General features: G+C 44.8%; 13 protein-coding genes. 1 reads left to right on the top strand and 12 read right to left on the bottom strand.

Annotation, left to right across the window (positions count from 1 at the left end; all coding sequences use genetic code 11):
- The first annotated feature begins 48 nt into the window (after nucleotides 1-48).
- Nucleotides 49-267: a VF530 family protein gene (locus ACXACS_RS04815; protein WP_071815992.1), complete on the top strand. Its 219-nt coding sequence runs from the start codon at nucleotides 49-51 to the stop codon at nucleotides 265-267.
- 81 nt (nucleotides 268-348) lie between these two features.
- Here ACXACS_RS04815 and ACXACS_RS04810 read toward each other — a convergent pair whose 3' ends face one another.
- The 12 genes from ACXACS_RS04810 to ACXACS_RS04755 all read right to left on the bottom strand — a co-directional run bounded on the left by ACXACS_RS04810 (nucleotide 349) and on the right by ACXACS_RS04755 (nucleotide 14,038).
- Entirely contained in the window at nucleotides 349-1,239 is an 891-nt protein-coding gene (locus ACXACS_RS04810; protein WP_474804683.1) for an MBL fold metallo-hydrolase, read from the bottom strand.
- 63 nt (nucleotides 1,240-1,302) lie between these two features.
- Nucleotides 1,303-1,551, bottom strand: coding sequence for a DUF1653 domain-containing protein (locus ACXACS_RS04805; RefSeq protein WP_025253968.1), 249 nt, complete (start codon nucleotides 1,549-1,551; stop codon nucleotides 1,303-1,305).
- A gap of 50 nt (nucleotides 1,552-1,601) precedes the next feature.
- The gene (dinB, locus tag ACXACS_RS04800; protein ID WP_474804680.1) at nucleotides 1,602-2,675 is read right to left on the bottom strand and encodes a DNA polymerase IV; all 1,074 of its coding nucleotides are present in this window, start codon (nucleotides 2,673-2,675) and stop codon (nucleotides 1,602-1,604) included.
- Nucleotides 2,676-2,951: 276 nt separating this feature from the next.
- Nucleotides 2,952-6,533 (bottom strand): FG-GAP repeat domain-containing protein, encoded by a 3,582-nt coding sequence (locus ACXACS_RS04795; RefSeq protein WP_474804677.1) that lies wholly within the window; start codon nucleotides 6,531-6,533, stop codon nucleotides 2,952-2,954.
- Between the two features lie 308 nt (nucleotides 6,534-6,841).
- The gene (gene nqrM / locus ACXACS_RS04790; RefSeq protein ID WP_014950791.1) at nucleotides 6,842-7,075 is read right to left on the bottom strand and encodes a (Na+)-NQR maturation NqrM; all 234 of its coding nucleotides are present in this window, start codon (nucleotides 7,073-7,075) and stop codon (nucleotides 6,842-6,844) included.
- Nucleotides 7,076-7,084: 9 nt separating this feature from the next.
- Complete coding sequence (locus tag ACXACS_RS04785) at nucleotides 7,085-8,110, bottom strand: FAD:protein FMN transferase (RefSeq protein ID WP_474804672.1); 1,026 nt, start codon at nucleotides 8,108-8,110, stop codon at nucleotides 7,085-7,087.
- 119 nt (nucleotides 8,111-8,229) lie between these two features.
- Nucleotides 8,230-9,462 (bottom strand): NADH:ubiquinone reductase (Na(+)-transporting) subunit F, encoded by a 1,233-nt coding sequence (gene nqrF, locus ACXACS_RS04780; protein WP_179984639.1) that lies wholly within the window; start codon nucleotides 9,460-9,462, stop codon nucleotides 8,230-8,232.
- 20 nt (nucleotides 9,463-9,482) lie between these two features.
- Nucleotides 9,483-10,091, bottom strand: coding sequence for an NADH:ubiquinone reductase (Na(+)-transporting) subunit E (nqrE, locus tag ACXACS_RS04775; protein WP_015068138.1), 609 nt, complete (start codon nucleotides 10,089-10,091; stop codon nucleotides 9,483-9,485).
- Between the two features lie 3 nt (nucleotides 10,092-10,094).
- Nucleotides 10,095-10,727: an NADH:ubiquinone reductase (Na(+)-transporting) subunit D gene (locus ACXACS_RS04770; protein WP_015068139.1), complete on the bottom strand. Its 633-nt coding sequence runs from the start codon at nucleotides 10,725-10,727 to the stop codon at nucleotides 10,095-10,097.
- 10 nt (nucleotides 10,728-10,737) lie between these two features.
- The gene (locus ACXACS_RS04765) at nucleotides 10,738-11,502 is read right to left on the bottom strand and encodes a Na(+)-translocating NADH-quinone reductase subunit C (protein WP_014950796.1); all 765 of its coding nucleotides are present in this window, start codon (nucleotides 11,500-11,502) and stop codon (nucleotides 10,738-10,740) included.
- Entirely contained in the window at nucleotides 11,492-12,694 is a 1,203-nt protein-coding gene (locus ACXACS_RS04760; protein ID WP_474804667.1) for an NADH:ubiquinone reductase (Na(+)-transporting) subunit B, read from the bottom strand. Before ACXACS_RS04760 ends, ACXACS_RS04765 begins: the two co-directional genes overlap by 11 nt.
- Before the next feature lie 3 nt (nucleotides 12,695-12,697).
- On the bottom strand, nucleotides 12,698-14,038 hold the full coding sequence (locus tag ACXACS_RS04755; RefSeq protein ID WP_474804665.1) for a Na(+)-translocating NADH-quinone reductase subunit A: 1,341 nt from the start codon (nucleotides 14,036-14,038) through the stop codon (nucleotides 12,698-12,700).
- Nucleotides 14,039-14,313 lie beyond the last annotated feature (275 nt).

Genomic DNA, 14,313 nt, shown 5'->3' with positions numbered 1-14,313 from the left:
GTTCGTGATAAACTTATAACTCAAACTAAGACAGAGCAGCTCCAACATATGAACCAACAACCCAATAACCCGCTTCACGGCTTAACGCTAGAGAAAATCGTAACGCAGCTTCATGAGCGCTACGGCTGGGACGGATTGTACTACCGCATAAAGGTGAACTGCTTTAATAACGACCCTTCAATTAAGTCGTCGCTTAAGTTTCTTAGAAAGACCCAGTGGGCGCGAGATAAAGTAGAGCAGCTCTATATTCAAACGTTTAGTGATTAGTCACTGATAAAGTGCGTTTTACAATGCACCTTATTTTATTGGGGGTCAGAGTCCTGACTCTGACCCCACTGTTATTTTTTGCTAGGCGTCTTTGTAGAGTGTAGCTATCCACTTCTCTTCATTGATGAAATTCCAGCTCCAGTCGGCCCACTTTTCATCTAGGCCCATCGCTTTTACTTCATCAAGGGTTTTGCCGTCTTGCTTGAGTTTCTTAACGTAGTCAAAGGTTTCGCTGATCATAGCTAAAAATGCGGTGTATTCTTGCTTGTTGCTGATTTCGCCGTGGCCCGGAATGATAATGGTCTCGTCATCTATTTTCGCTAGCAACTGCTCTACCGATTCCATGTAGCCTTCTACATTGCCACCTGCACCTTGGTCAATGTAGGGAAAACGACCATTGAAGAATAAGTCGCCCGTGTGCATGACGTTGGGTTGCTCAAACCACACTACGCTATCGCCATCAGTGTGACCTACCGCTAAATGCATTACATGTAAGGTCTCACCATTAAAGTAAATTTTAATGCCATCTTCATAGGTAATGGTTGGCAGGGCTTCCGGTTTTATCTTTTCATCGTTAGCTAAGCGTACGCGTACATTTTCATGGGCCAGAATGGTCGCGCCTTTATGGCTGTGGAAAAATGCATTAGAGCCTGTGTGATCGCCGTGATAATGAGTATTTATCACATATTTAGGCTTATCACTGCCTAGTTCGCCAAGCTGAGCCGCTATTTTTTCAGCCAATGGCGCAAATTGATCGTCGATGATAAGAACACCATCTTCCCCAGCTGATACGCCAATATTTCCACCTGCGCCTGTAAGCATGTGCACAGAGCCTTTTATCGCGGTTGCCTTTACTTCAACATCGGCGAACCTGTCTTGTGCATTTGCAGGGTTAATTGTTGAATAGAATAAAGGGCTAGCTGCAATGAGCGCAGCCATTATAGGTGCACTAAAACGAGGGGCAGTTTTCATTATTATTTCCTTGTAAGAAGCCTGTTTAAATAAGACCTTTTACACTATGACCTAATTTCACAATTAGATCATTTTTTCGTCATTAGGGATATCACCCACATAAGCAAAACGAGGGAGTGTCTTTCCGTCTTTTTCTACTGACTCTAAAAACATATCCAGAGGGCGAACCCATAACGCCTTTTCGCCATAACACGGCCGATATACCACAAGCTTGCTTTCGTCTTCTGAGTGGGTGGCCACTTCGTAAACATCGTATAAATTGCCTTTATAATGCTTGTAACGGCCGGGGGTTTTAAGTTGTTTTGAGTCCATAGTGACCTTCGAGATAAATGTTGCGTCAGAGAATAAGGCGCTAGTGTTAATTAAATTGGCTCAAAAGGCAAAACCAGCTGTTGTGTTGATTGGTCGGCGGCGAGGCCTATATGCACGCCTACAAGACGGATGCCACGCCCTGTTGCGCGTTCAAAAGCTTCCTGCATTAATGTACGAAAATAAGCTTCATCAAGCGCTGCGCTGCGGTGTTCAACCGTGGTCAGCTGAAAGTCGTTAAACTTAAGCTTTACGCCTTGTGTGCGAATACGCACAGGCTTGCCCGTCCGCTTCTTATGGTTTTCCATTCGCTCCTGAAGCTTTTCAAACAAATGGGGCAAGAAGTCGATGCATTGCTCGATAGTGTGTATATCTTCACTTAGCGTGCGCTCTACGCCTATAGACTTGCGCTCTCGAGATACTGACAACTCGCGCTCATCGATGCCATGAGCCCGTTCCCATAGCACACTACCGAATTTGCCCAGCTCTTTTTGAATGCGCTCAAAAGGATACTGGCGAACGTCGTTACACGTATTCAGCCCCATGCGCTGAAGCTTTTGCATGGTAACTTTGCCCACGCCTGGAATTTTCTTTAGCGGCATCTCCCGTACAAACTCATCAAGTTTATCAGGCGTGATCACGCAAATACCGTTAGGCTTGTTTTCATCGCTGGCTACTTTTGCCACGAATTTGCAGGGCGCGACCCCTGCTGAAGCGGTAAGACCTAACTCGCTTTCAATGCGTGCACGTATTTCTTCAGCTATTAACGTAGCGCTACCACCACAAAACTCACTGTTAGTAACGTCCAAATAAGCTTCATCTAATGATAGGGGTTCAATAAGGTCGGTATAGTCTGCAAAAATTTTACGTATTTTTTGCGACTCAGCGGCATACACCTCCATGCGGCCTTTCACTAAAGTAAGATTGGGACATAGTTTTAACGCATACGCGGTAGCCATAGCCGAGCGTACACCAAATTTTCGGGCGGGATAATTACAGGTAGAGATAACACCGCGTCTGTCGGCACTGCCGCCAATAGCAATGGGAATATCGCGCAAGGCTGGGTTATCGCGCATTTCTACTGCGGCGTAAAAACAATCCATGTCAACGTGGATAATTTTTCGCATTACCTGCCTTTGTTCTTAACGTGCTCACACAAAACTGTATAAAAAGACAGTATATTATCAATAGCGTTTAATTACACTACCTCGTTTTGATAATTAACGAGATTGATTGGTCCTCACTCTTTTGCATGAATGGCTTAAGTTAAAACGCGTGTTTTTTTACAGAACGTTTCCAGAATAAAAGTACTAAACAAAAAGCGGCGACACACCAACATTGATGTGTCGCCGCTCAATTATGTAAACGCCAAAACAAGTATCAAAATTGCCCAGCAGTTTTACTTAATTCACTCTGCCTAACCAATACATTACCCGAGATGTTGCCATCATCACTTCTAGGCTTCCCTCAGCAGACTTTCTCGCGTGTAGAGAGTGGCTGCGGGCCGGACCAATCAACGCAGGGCTTTTCCAAATACTGATGCCTTCAACCGTCATTTCGCTGAGTTCAGAAGCACCGTAGTAACTCCAATCATTGTCATGCGCCGTTGTCACAAGAAGTGTCTGTTCAGTAGCGGTTGCTGGATTGGCTACCATGTCTACAATAACCTTATTTATCGAAACTTCCGATGTCTTGGTCAAGCTGGTGTCAGCTACATCATACATAACTAGAGATTGGTTCTGATTATAACAGGCCAGTTCAGCGGCAGCGTCACTATCAGCATTAATAAAGGTAAGGCGCGCGCAAGAAATATCGGCGCTTGCCTGAATAGAGAAACCTGATGTTGTTGGTTTGAGTAATTGCGTAATGTCGTCGCCTTGAGAAAGCGCCACGTACACATTGCCATTGATCGCGGCAATATCAAAATCACGGAAATATTGAGGCATGGTGTAAGTGGCCAACATAACTTGATTATTCACGTCGACCGCTTTTAATGTGCGACCATCAACATACACTGCATCATCGAAACCATCGTTATTGAAGTCGAATGCCTTGATAACTGAAACATCATTTGAATAATCGCCTGTAATCTCATATTGAATAGAGAAATCATTTAATCGCATTGCAGCGAATGCGCCATCATAGGTTTCTGCACTAGGTAGGAATAAATCACCAGCACCGTCATTGTTGTAATCGGTAGTTACAGCAACACTAGAGTTATCCCAGTTAGAAGAAATCTCTTCACTAGTAATGTAATTCCCTGTGTTCTCCATTAGTAAGACCTTAGAGCCGTCATAACCACTACCCGTGCTTGGCACGAAGAAAACAGCACGTTCGTCACCAGGGTACAAATCTGCCCACCCAGCCGCACTAAAGCTATCTAGTTGATGTGTGGTTGCCGACGTTTTTATTGTTGCAGAAGTGGCTGTGACATCTGCCGTTACGAGTAAATTTTCACCAGAATGTGTAGTACCGGTGCCCCATAACAGTTCGTTAAGGCCATCATTGTCGGCATCGCCAAGGGTCAGCGAGGTCGAACCATGATCAACCATATCAACGCTAAATACTGAAGTGAGCGTGTTACTAGACAGCTTCATGGCGTGGACATTGCCCCATTGGCAGTCCCCTACAAGCAATACAGGATCACTATCGTCAGTCAGTTTTCCTGCGCTAATGTCGCAAGTATTAAAATTCTCAACACTCGTAATTTGAGACTTGTCTTGTGCTGAGTACAAATAGATGTAAGACCAACTGTCAGCTCCTACAATTTCATCAATACCGTCGCCATTTATATCGGCAACGGCAATGTGATGACTACCAAATCCTGAGTTCAGAAACCACTGGTTTTCACCAGAATCAAGGTCATAGACCAAACCAGAATTAGTAACTAGCTCTAACTGAGTGTCGGAATCTACATTACCCAGAGCAATTTCATAGGTATCTTCGGCGGTAAACGTAAATAAAGGTGTTTCGGGCGAACTAAGGTCTACCACCACAATATCACTGGCTTCGCCGTAATCACGTGGTGAGTATAGGTAGGCCAATTCATCGTCACCATCATTATCTATGTCACCGAGAACGGCACTATGTATGTAGTTGTCGGTAGTTAAAAGCGTTGTTGCCGTTTCGTCAATGTCGGTAACAACGGATACGCCGTGTTCAGATATCACTAGAATATCGGGGTAATCGTCGTTATCAAAATCGGTACTGAGGACTTGTTTTACTGTTCCACCTTGCTCGATTTTATAGGGGTACATCCAAGTTTGGTTGTAGATGCCGTTTTGATAAGACAGTAAAAATACGCGATTTGCAGAATCGGTGGAGAGAACTTCATTGTCACCGTCGTGGTCGAAATCACCCACTACCATTGAATTGTTCAGTTTAGGCACTTCAATACCCGAGCGAGCTAACTCTTGAACGTCATTATTAGTCACTGAGACATCAGTTTTGACTACTTCGGCACCTTCTTCACCCGTTGAAAAACCAAATTCGTAAAGTTGGGTTTTAAACAACTGATTACTCGGCGCTTGCCAAGAAATCAATCCATCTTCGTTAATGGTAGCGCCTGAAGGCGCTGACACTAAGGTCGGAACCCCTTGATTGTCGCCAAGATCAGGGTCAGACACAATTGCACTAAATTCGATATATTCGCCAGGAGACACCGATTCAGGTAAGTTTTCGAACGCTACTTGTGCCGGTGCATCCGCAAGAGTGATTGAAGTGCGACCTGACTCTACAGTGTTAGCGCTATCAGAGACGACCATTGACACTTCTACCACATCGTTAAATACAGCGCGGTAGGCTGGAAAGGTATCTCCAGTAACGTCTTCTACTAAAACACCGTTGAGATACCAGCGATAACTGACAGATAAATCTTCGTAATCTGTATCGCTATCATTATAATAACCAGGGCTAACAGTAATGGGTGTCGTCGTGTCCACGTTGTCCCAGGTATAAAAATCAGGTGCATAGACTGTGGGTGGCATGGACATGTCAGCAATAGCGACAAGTGATCTGTCTGCAAGGTTACCACTAATTAAATCATGGCCATCAATTATAAATGTACCTAGGTCGTAGGTACCGTCGTTATCTGTATCTTCTAAATAACGAATAGTGCTTTGTTCGAAAAGTAAGGTTGCAGTTTTATCACCCGCTACTACTACTTCGCCATCGTACATGTATGGCCATAAATACTCAGGGGCCTCTGCTTCGACAGCTAGTTTACCTTTAGAGCCAACATAGAAGTCTAATTCAGCATGGTTAAGGCTTTCATTGGGCGAATAGGATATGTCGTAATTCCCCGTTAATTTATATTGCTCTGCGCCTATAGTGAACGCGACATGTTGACTGGTATCTACGTAATAGCTACTGTTAGCTTCGTTGAAGCCCTCATCGATTGAGACGACGCCAGACAAAGTATAGGGTACACCTTCGATAGTCCATGTCAGACTGTCGAAATACATACTGTATTTCGCAGCGCTATCTGACACGCTTTCAATGGCAATAGCCGTCGACCCAGAAATAGCAACGCCATTGCTATACAACCAACAATTTTGGTAATTCATGGCGATGGTACCTGTCAAGGTATCGGATACTTTGCCGTCATAAGCAACACTACCACCTTGATCACAGGCATACGTGTTTTTAATCGTTCCGCCGTTCACATCATCAGAAAAGTCCTGTTCTGCCAGTTCTGGGACTGTCATAACTGAATCATTAAACAATAAATTGAACGCTTCTTGGACCAGCTCTATGTCCACTTCCGCATTGACTGTTTCGCCTTGGTATTGGGCGTTTGCAATTGCCTTTGCTGCAGTGTTGAGGCGCGATGGAGTGTAGTCTTTAGCGTTTTTGATGATTGATGATGAAGAAACCGGAGTGGAGCCTCCGTTATCCGACACATCAGAGTCCGAACCTCCGCCTCCACATGCGGCTAGGGATAACGCGATTATACTGAAGGTCCCGAGGCGTACACTGCGTGTCATAACTCTTCCTTGATGTTTTATTGTTTATATTAGAATTTTATGAGATGTAAATTTAACCTAAATACAAATGTGGAGCAACGAAATATGGGTAGAGCTAACAAAGTGCTAAAATATTAACGCCTGTTCATGGCTTGTTCGTAAAGATAACGCTCCCTTTAAGTGGTGTCGCCCATGAAGCATCCCCGACAAGTTACATTAGGTTAGCTGTTCAGATTCGACGTAAAATCTCCATCTATCAGATACAAAAAAGCGCTGTCGATGAGTATCAAACAGCGCTTTTATAACTTAAGCCAACGAGAGATTAAGCATTACAAAATTTGGTTCTGCTTCCACTCGTTTAGTTTTTTCTGGCGGGCTTCTTCTTTTTCCATGCGCGACTTTTTACGGTCACACGGTTCTGGACAGTCACAGGCTTTTTCAATACCTAGTGCACCTAAGCCACCACAGCTTCCAGAGATTGATTTTTTCTGAAAAAGGTAACCTACGGCCATAGCCAGTACCATTGTTAGAAAGAAACCAAAAGCAAGAATGAATGTAGACATCGCTACCCCCTAATTATGAACTGTGACCAGTTTATCAAATTCTGGCGATGCATACTCTTCAAATCCGTCATCTGTGCGACGAATGAGGAATACAGCGAGTTGTTCTTGCTCAGCAACCGTTATTGCTTGTTCCCATCCCATCACATTAAATGCCGTAGCTAAACCATCTGACGTCATAGATGAGGAGTGAACAACGGTTACAGAAACCAAGTTGTGTGAGATAGGTTTGCCCGTTGTAGGGTCGATTAGGTGCGAATAACGAACGCCGTCTTCTTCGTAATAGTTGCGATAGTCACCTGATGTAGCAACCGCGTTTTCTCCTATTGAGACAACTTTTTGAACAGCACGTTCAGTGGTAACTGGCTTTTCAATAGCGATAAGCCATTCACTGCCGTCGCCTCGTTCACCTTTCACACGCATTTCACCACCTATTTCAACAAGGTAGTTTTCAATGTTGTGCTTTTCAAGGATCTCTGCCACTTCATCAACGCCAAAACCTTTTGCAATAGTCGACAGGTCGACATAAAGCATTGGGTGACTTTTCTTTAAGCCTGTTGGTGTAGTTGATAGTTTCTTATAGCCCACATATTCACGGATATCGTCGATGTCTGTCTGACTTGGTACTTTTTCAGGGCGCTTAGTCGGGCCAAACCCCCACAAATTAACCAATGGACCAACGGTAACATCAAGTACACCACCACTAAGATTAGCCAATCGCAAAGCTTCGTTTACCACGGTAAGGGTATCGGGCGACACAGCAAAATTATCGGTATAGCGATATTGATTAAAGCGTGAGAGCTCTGACGTTGGGTCGTAGGTCGACATCATCTTGTTAACGTCAACAAGGCGAGCATCTATTTCAGCTTGTAAGCCTTCTACTGGCGTTTCAGCTACAAGGTATTTCACATTGTAGGTTGTTCCCATAGTCTGTCCTTGAAGGTGCACTACAGGCGTTTTTTCGTCACTGCAGCTTGCTAGTACAAGAATACCAATAGCAACAAAAGCGAGAAAAATTCGAATACCAAAACGAATCACATTGTTGTCCTTACTTACATGTACAAAGCTGTAAAGCTTCTATGTACGTTATTGCGTTAAGCTTAAACAAAAAAGGGGCTTTCGCCCCTTTTTTTTAAATTGCTTGTTAGCTTGGTAGCTTAGCCACCGAAGTCATCTAGCATGATGTTTTCGTCCTCAACACCTAGATCTTTAAGCATGTTGATTACGGCCGCGTTCATCATAGGTGGTCCACACATGTAGAACTCACAGTCTTCTGGTGCAGGGTGATCTTTCAAGTAATTCTCTAGAAGTACTTGGTGAATGAACCCTGTGTAACCTTCCCAGTTGTCCTCTGGTTGAGGATCAGAAAGTGCTACGTGCCACTCGAAGTTATCGTTTTCTGCTGCTAGCTCGTCAAAGTCTTCTGTGTAGAACATTTCACGAAGTGAACGTGCACCGTACCAGAAGCTCATCTTACGCTTAGACTTAAGGCGACGAAGCTGATCGAAGATGTGTGAACGCATTGGGGCCATACCAGCACCACCACCTACGAATACCATTTCGTTTTCAGTTTCTTTCGCGAAGAATTCACCGAATGGACCAGAGATAGTCGCTTTGTCACCTTCTTTCAGGCTCCAAATGTACGATGACATTTTACCCGCAGGCAGGCTTAGGTTATTAGGTGGCGGCGTAGCGATACGCACGTTCAACATAATAATGCCTTCTTCTTCTGGGTAGTTCGCCATTGAGTACGCACGAATCGTTTCTTCGTCTACTTTAGACTCGATGTCGAAGAAGCCAAAACGCTCCCAGTCACCGCGATATTCTTCAGGAATATCGAACTCTTTGTACTTAACGTGGTGCGCTGGCGCTTCAATCTGAATATAACCACCTGCACGGAAAGGTACGCTTTCACCGTTAGGAATTTTAAGCTTAAGTTCTTTGATGAAAGTTGCTTTGTTATCGTTAGAGATAACTTCACAATCCCATTTCTTAACACCAAATACCGACTCTTCCAGCTCAATTTCCATGTCTTGCTTAATAGCAACCTGACATGAAAGACGGCAGCCTTCGCGTGCTTCACCTTTAGTGATGTGGTCTAGTTCAGTTGGAAGAATTTCACCACCACCTGAGTGTACGTCTACACGACACTGACCACATGAGCCACCGCCACCACACGCAGAAGATACGAAGTATCCCGCATCAGCTAGAGCACCAAGTAGCTTACCACCTGGCTCTGTTTTGATTGCTTTGTCTGGGTCACCGTTGATAGTGATAGTAACATCACCGCTTGGTACCAATTTAGACTTGGCAAACATGATAATAAATACCAGCGCTAGAACGATGGCAATGAACATGCCTACGCCTAGATATATTTCTACATTATTCATTTATATGCTCCCGAGCTTTCTTACAGCTGAATACCAGTGAATGACTGGAAGCCTAGTGCCATTAGACCCGCGATCATAAATACAGAACCTAGACCACGAACACCATCTGGCATATCAGCATACTTAAGCTTTTCACGTACTGCCGCAAGCAACACGATTGCTATTGCCCAGCCAATACCACTTCCTACGCCGTAAACAACACTTTCGGTCAGGTTATATTCACGCTGTACTGCGAACGCTACACCACCGAAGATTGCACAGTTAACGGTAATAAGCGGAAGGAAGATACCTAGTGCGTTATAAAGCGCAGGGAAGAACTTATCTAAGCTCATCTCTAGGATCTGTACCAATGCCGCAATAACACCGATAAAGGTTAGGAAGTTAAGGAAGCTTAAGTCAGCTTCAGGGAAACCTGCCCATGCTAATGCGCCTGGAGCAAGAATGTTTACATAAATAATTTGGTTAACCGGAACCGAGATACCTAGTACCACGATAACAGCAACACCAAGACCCATAGCAGTTTTAACTTTCTTAGATACCGCAAGGAAGGTACACATACCTAAGAAAAGTGATAACGCCATGTTCTCAACGAAAATTGAGCGAACAAATAACGACAAATAATGTTCCATGACTTACTCCTTAGGCTCTACTTGCTCAGGACGGATGGTACGGATAACCCAAATCATACCGCCGATTAAGAAGAATGAGCTGAATGGTAGGATTAACAAACCGTTACCCTGATACCAGCCACCGTTTTGAACCAGTGGAAGGATTTCGAAACCTAAAATAGTACCGAAACCAAATAGCTCTTTAATTGTACCAATAACAATTAGAATGAAAGAGTAACCCAAGCCGTTACCAATACCATCAAGGAAGCTCATCAGAGGTGGGCTCTTCATGGCGTAGGCTTCAGCACGACCCATTACGATACAGTTAGTAATAATAAGACCAACGAATACCGACAGCTGCTTCGATATTTCATACGAATACGCTTTCAGAATTTGGTCAACAACGATTACCAACGACGCAATAATGGTCATCTGGATAATAATTCGAACGCTAGATGGGATCTGGTTACGAATTAGTGAAATAAACAAGTTTGAGAACGCTACAACGCTTGTAAGCGCTAGCGACATTACCAATGCTGTTTCCAGCTTAGTGGTAATTGCCAGTGCTGAACAGATACCCAATACCTGTAGGGCGATCGGGTTATTGTCCAGGATTGGCCCAAAGAGGGCCTTTTTCATTTCTTTAGTATCTGCCATGAGACTTCCCTTATGAACGCCATGCTTGGTTCTTCAGGAACTGGCCGAAGCCTTGCTCGCCTACCCAGTAACGAATAGTGTTTTCAACACCGTTGCTGGTTAGGGTTGCACCTGAAAGCGCATCGATAGTGTGAGGATTGCTAGGGTTAGCATTTTTCACTACGCGAATAGCAACTTCGCCATTCTCGTAAAGCTCTTTGCCGTCCCATTTGTCCTGCCAAGCAGGGTTTTGCACTTCACCACCTAGTCCTGGCGTTTCTTTTTGCTGATAGTAAATAAGCTCGCGAACCGTTTGGCCGTCTGCGTCTACCGCTAAGAAACCGTACATAAGATCCCAAAGGCCGCTGCCGTGAACAGGAAGGATGATACGAGAAACATCACCTGCGTCGTCGCGAACTAAGTAAACACTTGCCACGTTAGGGCGGCGCTGGAAACCAACATTGCTGTTAGTTACCTTTGTGCTGTACTCAGTTTCTTTGGCTGCTTTATACATGTCGTAATCTGGCTTAGGCGCTTCTACGAAAGTACCTTCGTCAAGATTAACAAAACGCTGTTCTACTCGCTCGCTGTACGTGCTTTCAATTGCGCTATTGCTCATGCCCATTTCATAAAGGCCTGCAGCATTAAGAATGTTGCTCTTTTTATCTAGAGCTGCGTTTGTTTGTTGTAAAGAGCGAAGGCCAACAGCCGCGCCAGAAACAACAATTGAACAAACTAAACATACGGCAACAACAATACCTACCGTTTTGCCTAAAGATTCTTTCTTAGCCGACACGTGCTACCCTCCGCTTGATATTGCTTTGTGCGACGAAATAGTCGAACAGTGGCGCCCACAAGTTAGCAAATAGAATTGCTAGCATTACACCTTCGGGGAAGGCTGGGTTTAGGACGCGGATTAGTACCGTCATGAAACCAATGAAGATACCGTAAGCCCACTTACCTTGGTTAGTGAACGACGCAGAAACTGGGTCTGTCGCCATAAAGAACATACCAAAAGCAAGACCACCAACAACAAAGTGCCAATGTGCAGGCATTGCAAACATAGGGTTAGTATCGCTGCCAATTAGGTTTAGCAAAGTTGCGAAGAAGGCAACACCAATTGCTACACCAGCAACAATGCGCCAGCTTGCTATACGCATGTACATGATGAACAAGCCACCAAGAATAATAGCAAGGGTAGACACCTCACCCGCTGAACCTGAGATAGTACCGATGAAGCTGTTCATCCACTGATCCATGTTCGCGTAATCAAGGTTGCCAGAAGCCGCTTGGCTTAGAGACGTTGCACCAGAATAGCCATCTGCCGCTACCCATACTTGGTCACCTGAAATTTGTGCAGGATACGCAAAGTAAAGGAATGCACGACCAGACAATGCTGGGTTAAGGAAGTTACGACCTGTACCACCGAATACTTCTTTAGCAATTACAACACCAAAGGTAATACCTAGTGCAACTTGCCATAGAGGAATAGTAGCTGGAAGTGTTAGTGCGAACAGTACCGATGTAACGAAGAATCCTTCGTTAACTTCGTGCTTGCGCACAGACGCGAACAATACTTCCCAGAAACCACCTACCGCGAACGTTACCGCGTAGATTGGCAGCCAGAAACATGCGCCATAGAAGAATAGACCTAGTGTTCCCGCATTTGCCAAGTCACCGCCAAGGGCAGCGAATAGACCTGCTTGCCATGTGTCAGGCAGCGTTCCTGCGCCAGCAGCAATAGCTTCTTGCGCTTGGAAACCAATGTTATACATACCAAAGAACATAGCTGGGAATGTTGCCATCCATACCATGATCATGATGCGCTTAAGGTCAATGCTGTCACGCACGTGCGTGTTAGCTTTGTTTACTTTACCTGGCGTATAAAAGATGGTCGCTGCAGCTTCGTAAAGCGCGTACCATTTTTCATGCTTACCACCCGGCTCGAAATCCGGCTCAATTTTTTCTAAATACGCTTTTAAACCCATGACTTAACCCTCTTTCTCTATCGTGGTCAAACAGTCGCGTAAGATAGGAGCGTAGTTGTATTTGCCTGGGCATACATAAGTACACAATGCCAAATCTTCTTCGTCCAACTCTAAGCAACCCAACGTCTGAGCACCGTCAGTATCACCAGAAATCAGGTCCCTTAGCAGAAGCGTAGGAATGATATCTAGGGGCATAACGCGTTCGTAATTACCAATTGGAACCATAGAACGTTCTGAACCATTGGTAGTTGTTGTCATATCAAATTTCTTGCTACCACTTAGGTGACCTAAGTAAGCGCGTGTCACTGAGTGTTGGTTTGAACCAGGTAGGATCCAACCGAACAATTTCTTCTCGTGACCTTCTTTTAATAGTGAAACTTGGGTGTGGAAACGACCTAAGAAACCGTGTACGCCCATTGCAGTGGTACCGTTAAGTACAGAACCAGAAACAACACGTACTTCACCGTCTACTTGCTCGTTCGCAGTTAGCTCGGTCACGTCTGCGCCAATTACAGTGCGCACTAGACGTGGGTTTGTTGCAGCAGGACCTGCAAGTGAGATAACACGGCGGTTATCTAATTCACCTGTAGTTAGCAATGCACCAATCGCCATAACGTCTTGGTAATTAATGTGCCAAACCGTTTTGTTCATGCCGGCTGAATCAAGGAAGTGGATGTGAGTACCCGGTAGGCCCGCAGGGTGAGGACCGCCAAACTCTTCAACATCAACTGCCGCATCGCCAGTAGCAACAGAAGCACCTGCCGCTTTACAAACGTAAGTCTTGCCACCGCTCAATTGCGTTAGCGCTTTAAGACCATTTACGAAATCGTCTTGGCGCTCAGCAATAATCACAGCAGGATCTGCTGCAAGTGGATTAGTATCCATTGCTGTAACGAAAATTGAGTTTGGTACAGAGTCTAACTGAGGCGATTTGCTGAATGGACGTGTGCGTAACGCTGTCCACATGCCTGACTCTACAAGGATTGACTGAAGCTGCTCACGTGTTGCGCTCGCGATCTGGTCAGCTGCAATTTTATCAAATGTTACGGCATCGCTGCCGTTCATTTTGATAACTACAGACTGAAGAACACGTTTTGCACCACGGTTAACCTCTACCACTTCACCCGCAGCTGGAGCAGTGAATTTAACGCCAGGGTTCTTTTTGTCTTCAAAAAGAACCTGACCTTTCTTCACTACATCGCCAACTTGGACGTGCATGGTAGGGCGCATACCCACATATTCTTCTCCCAGAATGGCAACGCGCGTTGCAGCAGATGCATCAGCAATCTCCTGCTTTGGCGCTCCCTCAATTGGGAGGTCGAGACCTTTCTTGATTTTTATCATATGTAATTGCACTACTCTAATAGAAATACCCTTTTGCATGACCGCAGGAAACCTGCCTGTCAGCATGCAAAAACGCACTATTAACAGGTGTTAGACACCTTTTTTGTTGATTGATGGAACTTGCTGCAATTGCTACGGTCAGCCTGTTATGAAGCCGTAACGCATAATTCCTTTAGCGGACGCTTTGTTCGCCCTTTCTATATAGACCACCAGCAGAAATTTACACTTATTATTGTTGTTGTGTAGCTGCAATCGCCACTGCTGTTTTGGTAGAG

The organism is Alteromonas sp. AWM4_230 (genome assembly GCF_056158305.1).
This window is presented reverse-complemented; position numbering and strand designations above follow the sequence as displayed.

Bases quoted from the DNA above. Each gene is read 5' to 3' on its own strand.
- nqrE (WP_015068138.1), bottom strand. From the start codon at position 10,091: ATGGAACATTATTTGTCGTTATTTGTTCGCTCAATTTTCGTTGAGAAC.
- ACXACS_RS04760 (WP_474804667.1), bottom strand. From the start codon at position 12,694: ATGGGTTTAAAAGCGTATTTAGAAAAAATTGAGCCGGATTTCGAGCCG.
- ACXACS_RS04805 (WP_025253968.1), bottom strand. From the start codon at position 1,551: ATGGACTCAAAACAACTTAAAACCCCCGGCCGTTACAAGCATTATAAA.
- ACXACS_RS04770 (WP_015068139.1), bottom strand. From the start codon at position 10,727: ATGGCAGATACTAAAGAAATGAAAAAGGCCCTCTTTGGGCCAATCCTG.
- ACXACS_RS04755 (WP_474804665.1), bottom strand. From the start codon at position 14,038: ATGATAAAAATCAAGAAAGGTCTCGACCTCCCAATTGAGGGAGCGCCA.
- nqrF (WP_179984639.1), bottom strand. From the start codon at position 9,462: ATGAATAATGTAGAAATATATCTAGGCGTAGGCATGTTCATTGCCATC.
- ACXACS_RS04815 (WP_071815992.1), top strand. From the start codon at position 49: ATGAACCAACAACCCAATAACCCGCTTCACGGCTTAACGCTAGAGAAA.
- dinB (WP_474804680.1), bottom strand. From the start codon at position 2,675: ATGCGAAAAATTATCCACGTTGACATGGATTGTTTTTACGCCGCAGTA.
- ACXACS_RS04795 (WP_474804677.1), bottom strand. From the start codon at position 6,533: ATGACACGCAGTGTACGCCTCGGGACCTTCAGTATAATCGCGTTATCC.
- ACXACS_RS04810 (WP_474804683.1), bottom strand. From the start codon at position 1,239: ATGAAAACTGCCCCTCGTTTTAGTGCACCTATAATGGCTGCGCTCATT.
- nqrM (WP_014950791.1), bottom strand. From the start codon at position 7,075: ATGTCTACATTCATTCTTGCTTTTGGTTTCTTTCTAACAATGGTACTG.